Below are 13,489 nucleotides of genomic sequence, written 5' to 3'. Positions count from 1 at the left end.
CCGTGCGGATACGCCGCGACGGAGCCTCCCGTCGATCTTCCGTTGGACGGCCGGGGAGCGCACCTTGTCCTCGGCCGCCCGGGTGAAGGTCGCACGTCCCCCCGGCCGAGGCGGCGCATCGTCGGTAGCCTGGGGAAACGGGCGTCGAGAGGAGACTTCATGCGTGTCGTGATCGTCGGTGCGAGCGGCAACGTCGGGTCGGCCCTCCTGCGCAGGCTCGCGGACGAACCGGTCGTGACCTCGGTCGTCGGGGTCGCGAGCAGGGTGCCGCGCGCGGACGGGTCGAGCACCGTCGTGCCGCCGTTCGACACCGCCGGGTGGACGCGCTGCGACCTGACCGACCCGGAGGACGTCGTGATGTCACGGCTCGAGGGAGCGTTCGTGGGCGCGGACGCCGTCGTGCACCTCGCGTGGGCGATCGACCCGGCGCACGACCGGGACGAGCTGGCCCGCGTCAACGTCGAGGGCACGCGGCGGGTCGCCGCGGCCGCGGCGCGCGCGGGGGTGGGGCACCTGGTCGTCGCGTCGTGCGCGAGCGCGTGCTCGCCCGCGTTCGACGACGTCCCGCGCGACGAGTACTGGCCCACCGCGGGCATCGCGGGGTCCGTCAACAGCGCCCAGAAGGTCGAGGTCGAGGAGCTCCTCGACCGGTTCTCGGCCGCTCACCCCGGCGTCGTGGTGACGCGCGTGCGCGCGCCGTTCACGTTCCAGCGCGACGCCGCGAGCGAGGTCTCAAGGTTGTTCTTCGGTCGCCTGCTGCCCGCGCCGCTGCGCCGCAAGGGCTACCTGCCGACGCTCGTGTGGCCGCGCGGGATGCGGCTCCAGGTCGTCCACGCGGACGACCTGGCAGAGGCTTATCGCGCGATCCTCGTGGGGCGCCACGCGGGCACGTTCAACGTCGCCGCGCCGGACGTCCTCTCGGGGCCCGACGTCGCCGCGATCGTCTCGCAGGGAAGGCTCCGCGAGGTCTCGCCCACGTCGTTGCGGCGCCTGGTCGCCCTGGCCTGGGCAGCGCGGGCGGTCCCGCTCGACCCGGGCTGGTTCGACGTCGCGCTCGCGGTGCCGGTCCTCGACGCGTCGCGGGCGCGCCGCCTGCTGCGCTGGGCGCCCGCGCACGACGCCCGGGAGACCGTCGCGGAGGTCGTCGACGGGCTGGTCGAGGGCGCGGGCACGCAGAGCCCACCGCTGCTGCCGCACTGAGGGCGCTGGCTGCACCTCGGGGTCGGAACCGTCAGGACTCGTAGGTCGCGTCGAGCGTGATCGTCGTGCCCGTGAGCGCCTTGGAGACCGGGCAGGTGGCCTTGGCCGTCTCGGCGGCCTCGAGGAAGCCGGCCTCGTCGAGGCCGTCGACCTCGCCGCGGACCGTGAGGGCGATCGCCGAGATCCGCAGGCCACCCGCAGGGTCGGGGGACAGCGTGACGTCGGCCGAGACGTCGAGCGCGAGGGGCGTGCCTCCCGCTGCGCCGATCACCCCGGAGAGCTGCATCGCATAGCAGGACGTGTGCGCGGCAGCGATGAGCTCCTCGGGGCTCGTGACTCCCCCGGCCTCGTCGGCCGTGCGGCGCGGGAAGCTGACGTCGAACGTCCCGACGCCGGAGCTCGTGAGCTCGACCTGTCCGGTCCCCTCCTGGAGGGTGCCGTTCCATGCGGTGCGTGCGGTGCGGACTGCCATGAGGGGCTCCTTCGAACGGGTTCAGGGGTGCAAGACCGTGCGTACCGACGGTAACCCCGGAGGCGCGCCGCCCGCAGAAGGGTGCGGCCCCGCCCCGCGCCTCAGCACCCCCTAGGGTGTCCCGGTGAGCATCGAGGAGATCATCGGCTTCGTGACGGGCGCCCTGTGCGTCTGGCTGGCCGTGCGGCAGAACGTGTGGACCTTCCCGATCGGCCTCGCCAACAACGCGGTGTACGTGGTCCTGTTCGCCTCGACGGGCCTCTACGCGGGAGCGGGGCTCCAGGTCGTGTACCTCGTGCTGGGCGCGCTCGGCTGGTACTGGTGGGTGCGCGGCGGCGAGGCGCACCGTGCGCTGACCGTGCGACCGACCCCCGCGTGGGTCTGGCCCGCCGCTGCCGTGGGCGCCGCCGCGGCGACCGTGCTGCTCGTCTGGGTCCTGTCGACGTGGACCGACTCGACCGTGCCGTTCTGGGACGCCCTGACGACCTCGACGAGCCTGGTCGCCCAGCTCATGCTGGGGCGCAAATGGGTGGGGAACTGGTGGGTGTGGATCGTGACCGACGTGATGCTCGTGGGCCTCTACGCGAGCCAGGGGCTGTGGCTGACCGCGGCGCTCTACGCGGGATTCATCGGCCTGTGCGTCCTGGGGCTGCGCGACTGGTCGGCGGAGCTGCGCACGCGCACGGGCACGGTCACGTCCACGAAGCCCGACGGCGCCGAGCCCGCCGCCCGGCAGGGCGCCCGATGACCCGGTTCGCGCACGGCCTCGTGATCGGCAAGTTCTACCCCGTGCACGCGGGCCACGTGAACCTCGTGCGCACCGCGCTGTCGCGCTGCGAGCGCGTGACGGTCCAGGTGCTCACGGCCTCGCGGGAGTCGATCCCGGGCGAGGTCCGTGCCGGATGGCTGCGGGCCGAGGTCCCGGGGGCCCACGTGGTCACGGGTCTCGACGACGCCCCGGTCGACTACGCGAGCCCCGACGCGTGGACCGAGCACGTCAAGGTCATGGAGTCGCTCCTCGACCGGGCCCACGGCCCCGTGGACGCGGTGTTCACGTCGGACCGGTACGGCGTCGAGCTCGCCCGCCGGTTCGACGCCGACTGGGTCCAGGTCGACCCGGGCCGCGCGGTGGTCTCGGTGTCGGGCACCGCGGTCCGCACCGATCCCGGGGCTCACTGGTGGGCGCTGCCCGCCTCGGTGCGCGCCTGGTTCGCGCGCCGCGTCGTGGTGCTCGGTGCCGAGTCGACCGGCTCGACGACCCTCGCCACCGGGCTCGCCGACCACTACCGCCTGGACCCGGTGCTCGAGTTCGGCCGCGAGTGGTCGGAGGTCCGTCCGGGCGGGCTCGAGGCGCCGTGGCACACCGCCGAGTTCGACCTCGTCGCTCGCGAGCAGGCCCGGCGCGAGGACGAGGCCGCGGCCCGCACCCCGATCCCGCTGGTCGTGTGCGACACCGACGTGCTCGCGACCACGCTGTGGCACGAGCGCTACGTCGGCTCACGGTCGGCGAGCGTCGAGGCGCTCGCCGCGACCCGCCGCCCCGACCTGTACGTCCTCACGGGCGACGAGATCCCGTTCGTCCAGGACGGGCTGCGCGACGGCGAGCACGTCCGCCACGCGATGCAGGACCGCTTCCGTGAGGTCCTGGCCGGGCAGGACGTGCCGTGGCTCGAGGTGCGCGGCGACCGGGCGAGCAGGCTCGCCCAGGCGATCGACGCCGTCGGGCCGCTGCTCGCCACGCCCCGCGCCGTGGCCCCACCCATGACGCAGGCCGGGACCGACGCCTACTGAGCGGGCGCGCCCGCCACCGGCCGCCCGTCAGGGCGCGAGCACCACGGCCGTCCCGTACGCCACGATCTCCTGGTAGCCGTTGCCGACCTCGTCGCTGTCGTAGCGCATCGCGAGGATCGCGTTGGCGCCCTGCGCCGTGGCCTCCTCGACCATGCGGGCCACGGCCTCGTCGCGCGACTGCTGGAGCTGCTTCGTCAGGCCCTTGAGCTCGCCGCCGACGATCGACTTGAGCCCGGCCCCGATCTGCGCGCCGACGTTGCGCGACCGGACGGTCAGCCCGGTCACCTCGCCGACGACCTGCTGCACGGTCCTGCCCGGGACATCGTTCATGGTGGAGACCAGCACGGTACGTCCTCCTCACGGTCGCGCGACGTGCGCGACGTCTCCTTCACCGTAGGAGGTCGCCGGGCGCCGCGCCCGGCGGGGACGGGCGCGCGACGGGACAGCGCCCGGCGGGGCGGAGGGCCGTGGAACGCTTCGTCCCACCCCGACGGCTCACCGCGTGGTCCGCGGCCCGCGGGGTTTGAATGGACGCATGACCGCCTCGGACTCCCCCCTCGCCACCGCGACCGACGAGCCGACGCCCTGGGCGCTCCCGCCCCGGGCCGTGCTGGCCGAGGTCGGGTCGAGCGACGCCGGCCTCACGGCCGACCAGGCCCGGGCGCGGCTCGCCGAGGTGGGCCCCAACCGGCTGGCCCCGCCCGCGCGCACGCCCTGGTGGCGCCGGGTGCTGTCGCAGTTCGACGACGTCCTCATCTACATCCTGCTCGTGTCGGCCGTGCTCAAGGCGATCGTGGGCGACTGGATCGACTTCACGGTCATCCTCGCGGTCGCGGTCATCAACGCCGCGATCGGGCTGATCCAGGAGGGTCGGGCCGAGAAGGCCCTCGACGGCATCCGCAGCATGCTCTCGGTCCACGCGCAGGTCCGGCGCGACGGCGCCTGGACGCAGATCGACGCCGACGACCTGGTCCCGGGCGACGTCGTGCGGGTCCGCTCGGGCGACCGCGTCCCGGCCGACCTGCGGCTGCTCGAGGGCGTCAACCTCCGGGTCGACGAGTCGGCGCTCACGGGCGAGTCGGTGCCCGCGTCCAAGTCGAGCGACCCCGTCCCCGCCGGGGCCGGGGTGGGCGACCGGTCGAGCATGCTGTTCTCGGGCACCCTGGTCTCGGCGGGGACGGGCACGGGCGTGGTCGTCGAGACGGGCGAGACGACCGAGATCGGCCGCATCCAGACCCTGATCTCCGAGGTGGACTCGCTCGAGACGCCCCTGTCGCGGACGCTCGACGCGTTCGGCAAGAAGCTCGCGGTCCTGATCCTCGTCATGGCCGTGGTCATGGTCGTGATCGGGCGCGTGGTCCACGGTTTCGACACGCCCGAGCTGATCTCGGCCGCGATCGGGTTCGCTGTCGCGGCCGTGCCCGAGGGCCTGCCGGCCCTCGTGACGATCACGCTCGCGCTGGGCGTGCAGCAGATGGCCCGACGACGGGCGATCACGCGTCGCCTCCCCGCCGTCGAGACGCTCGGCTCGGTGACCACGATCTGCTCGGACAAGACCGGGACGCTGACCAAGAACGAGATGACGGCCCGCACCGTGCGGACCGCGGCGCACCAGTACGCCGTGACGGGGATCGGCTACGCGCCCGACGGCGAGGTCGACCTGGCCGGCTCCCCCGCCTCGCTCGCCGAGCACCCCGACCTGCGGCTACTGGCCGAGGTCATGACGCTGTGCAACGACGCCCGGATCGTCCGGTCCACCGGGGAGGGAGGTTCAGGGACCGACGGACCCGGCGCACCGGACGACGGCGCGGGCGACGCACCCGGCTGGCGGCTCGTGGGCGAGCCGACCGAGGGTGCGCTGCGGACCCTGGGCCTCAAGGCGGGCTTCGACCCGACCGGGTGGCGGCGCATCGCGCTCGTCCCGTTCGAGTCCGAGAACAAGTACATGGCCACGCTGACGCAGGACCCCGACGGCGGCCTGCACGTCCTCGTGAAGGGCGCCCCGGACCGCGTGCTCGACCGGTGCGCGACCCAGACCGGCGCGGACGGGGAGCCAGAGCCGCTCGACCGCGACCTCTGGTACGAGCAGATCGACGCGATCGGTGCGCAGGGTCTGCGAGTCCTGGCCGCTGCGCGTACCGGCGCGGCACCCGGCCGCACCACGCTCGCCCCCGAGGACGTCGACGAGGGCCTCGAGCTCGTGGGGCTGGTCGGGATCGTCGACCCACCGCGACCCGAGGCGGTCGAGGCCATCGCCCAGTGCCAGGACGCCGGGATCACGGTCAAGATGATCACGGGCGACCACTCGGGAACGGCCCTCGCGATCGCCCGGGAGATGGGGATCGTGCCCGCGGCCGGGGCCGAGGACGGAGCACCCGCACCCCAGGTCCTGACGGGGGCCGAGCTCGAGGCCATGAGCACCGAGGAGCTCCGCGCGGTCGTCGAGGACGTCGACGTCTACGCGCGCACGAGCCCCGAGCACAAGATCCGCATCGTCTCGGCGCTCCAGTCGCGCGGGCAGGTCGTGGCCATGACCGGGGACGGTGTCAACGACGCCCCCGCGCTGACCCAGGCCGACGTCGGCGTCGCGATGGGGATCAAGGGCACCGAGGCGACCAAGGAGGCCGCCGAGGTGGTCCTGGCCGACGACAACTTCGCGACGATCGAGCGGGCCGTCGAGGAGGGGCGACGGATCTACGACAACCTGCGCAAGTCGGTCCTGTTCCTGCTGCCGACCAACGGTGCGCAGTCGCTCGTGATCCTCGTCGCGGTGCTGCTCGGGTGGGCGCTGCCGCTCCAGCCCGTGCAGGTCCTGTGGATCAACATGGTCACGGCCGTCACGCTGTCGCTCGCGCTGGCCAACGAGCGCGCCGAGCCCGACATCATGTCGCGCGCACCGCGCGACGCCAAGGCCTCGATCCTCACCGCGGCGTACCTGCGACGGGTCCTGCTGGTCTCGGTCCTCATCGGCGGCGCGACCATGGCCGTGTACTTCATCGAGCGCGACCAGGGCATGAGCGTCCCCGAGGCACAGACCACGGCCGTGACGATGCTCGCGCTCGGCCAGCTCGCCTATCTGTTCAACTGCCGCTTCCTGGACCGGTCGTCCGTCACGTTCTCGGTCCTGCGGGGCAACCGGGCGGTCTGGTACTCGGCGGGCGCGCTCGTCGCGCTGCAGGCCGTGTTCGTCTACGCGCCCTTCATGCACTCGTGGTTCGGCTCGGCGCCGATCGGGCTGCGTGAGTGGGGCATCACGCTCGGGCTCTCGGTCGTGGTGTTCCTGCTCGTGGAGGCAGCCAAGGCGTTCGGGAGGAGACGGACGGCGTCCGCACCGCCGAGGTAGAGGGTTCTCGTCGCGGCGAAGTCCCGCGCGCTCTCCTGGCAGAATCGCTCCGTGACCCCCGCCGAGCAGCAGGACCTCGACCACGTCTCCTCCGCTCCCACGCGCCCCGGGCCGGCGGCCACGAACCCGTTCGACCTGGACGTCGCGGACCTGTTCCCCACGCCCGTGACGGGCGCACCGGGCACCCTCGGAGACCACGGAGCGGTCCCGGCCGCGCCGCTCGACGAGAAGCTTCGCCAGGCCTACTTCTGGGTCGTCAACCACGCGATCATCAGCCCGCACTACGACGTCGAGTTCTCGGCGGGCCCCACGGCCCCGGACGTCTCGTTCCGCCTCGGAGACTCCCGGGCCCGCCTGAACCTGCCGAGCGACCAGTCGTACTCGAGCTTCGTGCTGCTGCCGCTCCTGACGTTCGCAGTGCGGGGGCGCTGCCTCATGGTCGGCGGCCCGGGGCGCGGAAAGACCGCGAGCGCCGTCCTCATGGGCGTCCTCGCGGGCTACCCGGTCCGGGACGTGCGGCGCGCGATGCAGCACGGGCACCCGCAGCTCACGGTCTCGGACCTGTTCGGCACGCCCCTGCCCAAGGACCTGGTGCAGGCCGACTCGCTCGCCGACGTCGACGTCGCGTGGCGCACCTGGCTGGGCATGCGCGTCAAGATCGTCGACGAGTACAACCGCATCCCGACGCGCACGCAGTCAGCGCTCCTGACGGTCCTGGCCGACGGCTACGTCGAGGTGTACGACCAGGTCTACGAGACGGGGGCCGCCGCCTGGTACCTCACGGCGAACGACGACGCGGGCGGTGGGACCTACCAGGTCGTCGACGCGCTGCGGGACCGGATCGACGTCGTCGTGCACGCGCTGCCCTTCAACAACCGCTTCCTGGGCGACCTGGTCGCGCGCGCCGAGCGCGGGGTGCGCCCCGAGGAGAACGTGCCCCCCGAGATCGTGTTCGACGCCGACGAGCACGACCGCCTCCACCGCGACGTGCTCGCGGTGCGCATCCCGGTCCCGGTGCGGCGACGGCTGGAGTTCTTCGCGAGCCAGCTCGAGGTGCTGGAGCGGGCCGCGTGGCAGTTCGAGTACCGCACCAAGGACACCGCGAAGCTCGCGGGGATCGACCCGCACCTCCTGGCGGCGGCCGACACGGGCCGCGACCGGTTGGGCGACATCGGCGCGCAGACCCTCAACGGTCTCTCGGTGCGGGCCCTGCAGTCGCTCATCTCGTACGCCAAGGCCATGGCGTTCTTCCGCGGCAACGCCGAGGTGGACCTCGCGGACCTGCGCGCGGTGCTCCCCTTCGTGCTGCACGACAAGCTGGTCCCCGACCTGCAGTCCGCGCCCTTCGACGACGAGGAGCGCGAGCCCCTGCGCGCCGACCGCGTCTCGTGGATCCGGGACCTGTTCGACACGGCCTGCCAGCAGTACGACGCCGCGGGGCTCGACCAGGACGACCCCGTGGCCGAGATCCTCTCGGCCGTCGAGGCGGGCCTCGAGGGGCTGGGCGAGGCCGAGGTCCTGCGGCGCACCGCGCAGATCGAGGGGCTGCTGTCCCTGTGGCAGGACGCGGTCAAGCTGCACGGGAACGTCTACGAGGACGCCCTGGTCCTGAAGTACGCGCACCAGCGCTACACGAACTACCTCGCGTGGCTGCGCTGGAGCGGTCAGTGAACGCTCGGCCCGACGACGGTAGCGCCCCCGGCGAGGGCACCCCGACGCGCTCGCCGTTCGCGGAGCACCTGGTGCGCGAGCGCGACCACCTCAACGCGGTGCTCGCGCGCGCGGTCGCGCTCGGCGCGGACCGCGACGACGTGGCCGCGGCCGTGCGCGAGCTGCGCCCGGTCGTCGACGGGCTCGCCCCCGTGCTCGACGCCGCCGAGCTCGCGGGCCTCGTGGACGCCCTCGTGTCCACGGCGTCACGGTGCGTGGCGGCTCGCCGGTGGCGCCCCGACTCGGCCGAGCGGTGGGCGGTGCTCGCGCTCGTGCCCCAGGTCCTGCCGTGGCTGCGCATAGCCCCGGCCGTCACGGTGGCCGCGCTCACGGACGCGGCGCGCCCGGTCGCGGCGCGCGGGGACGCGACCGGCTGGGGTCGGCGCGTGTCCGCTGCCGCTGAGGTCGCGGCGTCCCCGACGCTCGCGGCCCCGGGCGGGCGGTCGTCCGAGGGGCTCGCCGCGCCTGGCTCGCCGGCCACCACCGTCCGCGACGTCGTCCTGGTCGCGGCGTGGCGCAGCGGCCTGGTCCGCTACCGGCAGGCCGCGCTGCGCGCCGCGGCGTCGCTCCCCTCCCCCGTCGCCGCGGCGGCTCTCGACCTGGCCCCGGGGACCGACGTCGGCGCGGTCCTCGAGCGGCACGCGAGCGATCCGTGGTGGTGGCCCGGGCTGACCGCGGGAGCCGCCTCGCGCGGGGCGGCTCCCGCGGTCAGCCGGTTCGGGGGCTTCCGCGGGTTCGGCGGTCCGTGGCTCACGCTGCCGCTCGTCGTCGGGCCGCTGCCCGGTGAGCCCGGTCTGCTGTGGGCCGTCCGCACGGCCCGGCCCCAGGCCGAGGACTGGACGCTCGTGTGCGACGTGCACGGGTGGGCCGTGCTGCGCGCTGCCCCGGGGGCCGACGAACGGCCTGCCCCGGGCGCAGCCGACCGCACCCCGCCCGCCGGCGTCCCCTGGCTCGACGACGTGACCGGACAGGCCTCGACGCTCACGCCCTCGACCCACCTGACGCTCGTCAGCCGCGAGCACTCGTACTCGCTCGACCTGGTGCGGGTGCCCCGATGACGGGTGCCCCGTCCCCCGGCCCGACGGCGGCGGACGGCTCCGCGTCGCTCCCCCCTGCGCCCGGCGCCGGCACGCGGCACGCACCGTCGCGCACGGTGCTCCGCGACCGCTGGCTCGCGGCCTGGCCCGAGGCCCTGGCCGCCTGGGGTACGCAGACCCGCCTGCACGCGCCCGTGCTGCACCACGGCGACGACCGGCCCCAGGACGTCGGGTCGTTCGCGTGGTTCTCGACCGTGGACGTCGAGGTGCACATCGACCTCGACGACATCGCCGAGCGCGGGCTCGAGGACCACGCGGTCGCGGTGCTCGCGCACGAGATCGGGCACCACCTGCTGTCCCCCGGCGACCTGACGACGAGCGCCCGGATCCTCTCGCGCGTCCGTGACGGCCTGGTCGACCTGGACCCGCTCGCGGGGGCCATGGCGAACCTGTGGTCCGACCTGCTCGTCAACGACCGCCTGCAGCGGCGTGCGGGCCTCGACATGGCGGCGGTCTTCGCAGCCCTCGGCGCGGGCCCGGCTCCCCTGGCCCAGATGGTCATGCGGACCGACGAGATCCTCTGGGGCCTGACGTGCGGGACGCTGACCCACCCCGACCACCCGGTGCCCGAGCGCGAGGCGAGCCTGTGCGCGCGCCTCGTGCGGGCCTACGCCAACGACCCTGTGGGTGGCGCAGGCGGGTTCGCGGCCCTGATCCGCCCGCTGCTCGTGCCCCCGTCGTCCGGCGAACCGGGCGCCGCGCCGGGAGGCACACCGAGCAGCACAGCCCTCGCCCGCGGGCACCACGGCGTCCTGTGCTCGCAGTCGGAGCCCGCCGGAGCCGTGCCCGCGGGCCTCGCGACCGACCCCACGCTCGGGCGGCCCGTGCTGCACCCGGCGGTCGATCCGCGCGTGACGGGCGTGACGCCGTCGGGCCACGACGACGATCCCCTGCCGGGCGCGGCGAGCGACGCGGCCGGCGCCGCCGACGCCCTGGGCCAGGCCATCTCTCCCGCGCACTACGACGCGGTCCTGCGGCTGCTCGGCCTCACGACGTCGAGCGCGCAGTCCGCCGCGCGCTGGTACCGCGAGCACGCCATGCGTTTCCTCGTCCCCTTCCCCGTGCGCACGGGATCCCCGGTCGACGAGGAGCTGCTCGGCGGGCACGAGCAGTGGGACCTGGGCGAGGACCTGGCCGACGTCGACTGGGCCGCGACCGTGCTGCGCTCGCCCGTGATCGTCCCGGGCGTCACGACCGTGCGCCGCGTGCACGAGCAGCAGGACGGGCACGACCCCGCGCCGCGCCCGTACGACCTGGACCTGTACCTCGACTCGTCGGGGTCTATGCCGAACCCGCAGCAGCGGCTCGCACCCATCGCCCTGGCCGGGGCGGTCCTGGCCCTGTCGGCGCTGCGTGCCGGGGCGCGCGTCCAGGCCACGACGTGGAGCGGACCCGGGCAGATCGCGGGCACCGACGGCTTCACTCGCGATGCCGACGCGATCCTCGCGGCGATCGTCGCGCACTTCGGCGGCGGCACCTCGTTCCCGGTCCCCCTGCTCGAACGCACCCACCTGGGCGACCCCGTCACGGGAGCCCCGGCCGTGCGCACCCGACCCGCGCACGTGTCGGTCATCTCCGACGACGGGATCAGCTCGATGTTCCTCGACCACCTGGGCGGCTGGCCCCGCGACCCGTCCGCACCGCGAGCCGAGCCCGACGACACCGTCGCGGCGCGCGCGGTCCGGGCCGCGGGCGGTGGTGGCAGCCTGGTCCTGCAGGGCAGCGACGAGCTCGCCCGACGGGTCGCCGACTGGGCGCCCGGCTACCGGACGTTCGCCGTGAGCTCGACCGACGACCTCGTGCGCTTCTCGCGCGACTTCTCCCGCACGCTGTGGACGACGAAGGGAGCGGACCGTGCCCGCTGACACCACCTCTGAGGGGCCCGTCGGTTCCGTCGGGCCCCGACCCTCCCGGCCCACGGTCGAGGGCCCAGCCCTCGCGGTCCTCGTGCAGCGCCTGACGCTCACGCCGCCCGACGTGCTCGACCCCGGGGTGCACGTGCCCGCCCTGGTGGGCGACGCCGTCGACCTCCTGGCGCTCAGCGTGCCCGGCTGGTGGCAGCTCGACGCGCACGCCCGCACCGCGCTCGACCGCACGTGCGGCGCGGGGGCGCCCGCGGCCTCGCGCGCCGGGGCCGGGATCGCGTGCTGGCTCGTGCGGGCACCCGAGCTCACGCGCCTGCCCCACCTGCGGGAGGCTGCGCCCGACGGGCCCGCGACCTGGTTCCTCGCCGTGGTCGAGGCCCTCGCGCACGACCTCGCCCCCGTGCGTGACCCGCAGTCGTGGGTCTCGTCCCCCGAGGGGCGCGAGGAGGCCGCGCGCGCGTTCCTGCGCGCGGCGGGGCTGCGCCCGGCGGGCGAGAGCGACGCGGTCGCCGAGGACCGGTGGTCCGCGGTGAGCACGGTCGAGCAGCGTCGCGTCGACCGGGAGATGGCCGAGGAGGTCCGGCGCTCGGAGGAGCTGGCCAAGGCCCTCGCGGCCAAGCGCGCGGCCGAGGCCGCCGCGCAGTACGCGAACTACTGAGGCGTCCCGCGGACCACGCGCACCGGGACGGTCCTGAACCCGGCGACCGGTGCGCTCTCTCGCTGCGCCGGAGCCGAGCGGTCGAGGACGAGCGTCCCCGCGCACAGCAGCCGCCGCACGAGGACCCGCAGCTCCAGGGTCGCCAGCCCGCGACCGGGGCACACGTGCGGGCCGGTCCCGTAGACGAGGTTGTGCGGTGCGTTCGCCTCCGGGTCGTAGACGTCCGGGTCGCCCACGACCTGCGGGTCCCGGTTGGCCCGGCGCCAGTCGAGCACGACGTGCTCGCCCGCGGCGACCGGGCAGCCGCCGACGACGGTCGCGCGCGTGGCGACCCGACGGTTCGAGACGAACGGGTCGTCGATCCGCAGGATCTCGTCGATCGCGGCGTCGAGCGCGGGGTCGGGGGCATCGCGCAGGTGGTGCTGGTGCTCGGGGTGCTCGGCGAGCCAGTGCACGACGACGCCCGCGCACAGTGCGAGCGACGACAGGTCCCCTCCGGTCCAGTTGCGCAGGATCGACACGACCTCCTCGTCGGACCAGGCTCGCCCGGAGGCGTCGCGCTGCGCCATGAGCCGGGAGGTCACGTCGTCGCCCGCCACCGACCCTCGACGGGCCTCGAGCAGGCCGCGGACGATCGCGTCGAAACGGGCCGCGACCCGCGCCGTCCAGGCACGGTCGCCGGACCGGGTCGCTGCACGGTTCTCGGCGACCCAGTCGAGCAGCTCCGGTTCGAGGGCCGCCGACCAGCCGAGCCATGCCGACTGGGCGCGGACGGCGTAGCGCGCCCCGACCTCGACGGCGTCGAACGGGTCCGCCCCTGCCTCGTCCACGAGCCCGGCCGCGAGCGCCTCGAGGACCGGGGCGAGCGGCACCAGCTCGTCGGGGGTGAAGAAGGTGTCGAGCAGCCGGCGCGCGGCCGCGTGCTCCGGGCCGTCGAGACCGTTGGGCACCTGGAGGTGTGACGAGGCGGCGTTCGAGAACGCCTCGGGGTCGTCGGCGACCGCGACGACGTCCGCGTGCCGGTGGACGACGAGCCGTCCGGCCGTGTCCCGGACCACCTCGTCGATCACGCTCTCGTTCACCTGGAAACCCTCCGCTCGACGACCGATCTGCTGGCAGCCTAGGACGGTGCTGGACCCGCACCAGCCGATTCGGATCAAACCGGGCACGACGTCCCCTCGAGACGGGACGAAGGTCCCGAGGCCGTGGGCGGGCCGGCTCCTCGGACCGGCGGGCGGGCGCGCCGGCCGGGAGGTGGGGTGTGTCGTTCGTGCAGCCACCACCCACAGCGGGGGGGGGGCGAGCCGGGCCGCCCCCCCCCCCCCCCCCCCCCCCCCCCCCCCCCCCCCCCCG

General features: G+C 74.7%; 11 protein-coding genes. 8 read left to right on the top strand and 3 right to left on the bottom strand.

The window, feature by feature from the left end; genetic code table 11:
• Window positions 1-159: 159 nt before the first annotated feature.
• Complete coding sequence (locus ACFWGN_RS19435) at window positions 160-1,200, top strand: NAD-dependent epimerase/dehydratase family protein (protein ID WP_377619209.1); 1,041 nt, start codon at window positions 160-162, stop codon at window positions 1,198-1,200.
• Between the two features lie 31 nt (window positions 1,201-1,231).
• Here the strand turns inward: ACFWGN_RS19435 and ACFWGN_RS19430 are convergent, their stop codons facing one another.
• Window positions 1,232-1,672 carry an OsmC family peroxiredoxin gene (locus tag ACFWGN_RS19430; protein ID WP_377619207.1) on the bottom strand — a complete coding sequence of 147 codons (441 nt, stop codon included), beginning with the start codon at window positions 1,670-1,672 and terminating at the stop codon, window positions 1,232-1,234.
• Window positions 1,673-1,796: 124 nt separating this feature from the next.
• Here ACFWGN_RS19430 and pnuC point away from each other — a divergent pair, with 124 nt between their 5' ends.
• Window positions 1,797-2,420: a nicotinamide riboside transporter PnuC gene (gene pnuC / locus ACFWGN_RS19425; protein ID WP_377619206.1), complete on the top strand. Its 624-nt coding sequence runs from the start codon at window positions 1,797-1,799 to the stop codon at window positions 2,418-2,420.
• Window positions 2,417-3,463 (top strand): AAA family ATPase, encoded by a 1,047-nt coding sequence (locus ACFWGN_RS19420; RefSeq protein WP_377619204.1) that lies wholly within the window; start codon window positions 2,417-2,419, stop codon window positions 3,461-3,463. The genes pnuC and ACFWGN_RS19420 overlap by 4 nt, the downstream gene beginning before the upstream one ends.
• Before the next feature lie 27 nt (window positions 3,464-3,490).
• On the opposite strand, the gene ACFWGN_RS19415 is transcribed toward ACFWGN_RS19420, so the two are convergent.
• Window positions 3,491-3,808 (bottom strand): YbjQ family protein, encoded by a 318-nt coding sequence (locus ACFWGN_RS19415; RefSeq protein WP_030144034.1) that lies wholly within the window; start codon window positions 3,806-3,808, stop codon window positions 3,491-3,493.
• A 190-nt stretch (window positions 3,809-3,998) separates the two neighbouring features.
• On the opposite strand from ACFWGN_RS19415, the gene ACFWGN_RS19410 reads away from it, so the two are divergent.
• The 5 genes from ACFWGN_RS19410 (at window position 3,999) to ACFWGN_RS19390 (ending at window position 12,136) form a co-directional block, all read left to right on the top strand.
• Entirely contained in the window at window positions 3,999-6,806 is a 2,808-nt protein-coding gene (locus tag ACFWGN_RS19410) for a cation-translocating P-type ATPase (protein ID WP_377619203.1), read from the top strand.
• Window positions 6,807-6,857: 51 nt separating this feature from the next.
• Window positions 6,858-8,477 carry an ATPase gene (locus ACFWGN_RS19405; RefSeq protein ID WP_377619201.1) on the top strand — a complete coding sequence of 540 codons (1,620 nt, stop codon included), beginning with the start codon at window positions 6,858-6,860 and terminating at the stop codon, window positions 8,475-8,477.
• Complete coding sequence (locus tag ACFWGN_RS19400; protein ID WP_377619200.1) at window positions 8,474-9,574, top strand: hypothetical protein; 1,101 nt, start codon at window positions 8,474-8,476, stop codon at window positions 9,572-9,574. The genes ACFWGN_RS19405 and ACFWGN_RS19400 overlap by 4 nt, the downstream gene beginning before the upstream one ends.
• A 95-nt stretch (window positions 9,575-9,669) precedes the next feature.
• Window positions 9,670-11,478: a hypothetical protein gene (locus ACFWGN_RS19395; protein ID WP_377619198.1), complete on the top strand. Its 1,809-nt coding sequence runs from the start codon at window positions 9,670-9,672 to the stop codon at window positions 11,476-11,478.
• Window positions 11,468-12,136: a hypothetical protein gene (locus ACFWGN_RS19390; RefSeq protein ID WP_377619196.1), complete on the top strand. Its 669-nt coding sequence runs from the start codon at window positions 11,468-11,470 to the stop codon at window positions 12,134-12,136. The genes ACFWGN_RS19395 and ACFWGN_RS19390 overlap by 11 nt, the downstream gene beginning before the upstream one ends.
• On the opposite strand, the gene ACFWGN_RS19385 is transcribed toward ACFWGN_RS19390, so the two are convergent.
• Complete coding sequence (locus tag ACFWGN_RS19385) at window positions 12,130-13,218, bottom strand: cytochrome P450 (RefSeq protein ID WP_377619194.1); 1,089 nt, start codon at window positions 13,216-13,218, stop codon at window positions 12,130-12,132. The genes ACFWGN_RS19390 and ACFWGN_RS19385 overlap by 7 nt on opposite strands.
• Between the last annotated feature and the right edge of the window lie 271 nt (window positions 13,219-13,489).

It is taken from the genome of Oerskovia sp. NPDC060338 (assembly GCF_042726295.1).
GTDB lineage: Bacteria > Actinomycetota > Actinomycetes > Actinomycetales > Cellulomonadaceae > Oerskovia > Oerskovia merdavium.
This window is presented reverse-complemented; position numbering and strand designations above follow the sequence as displayed.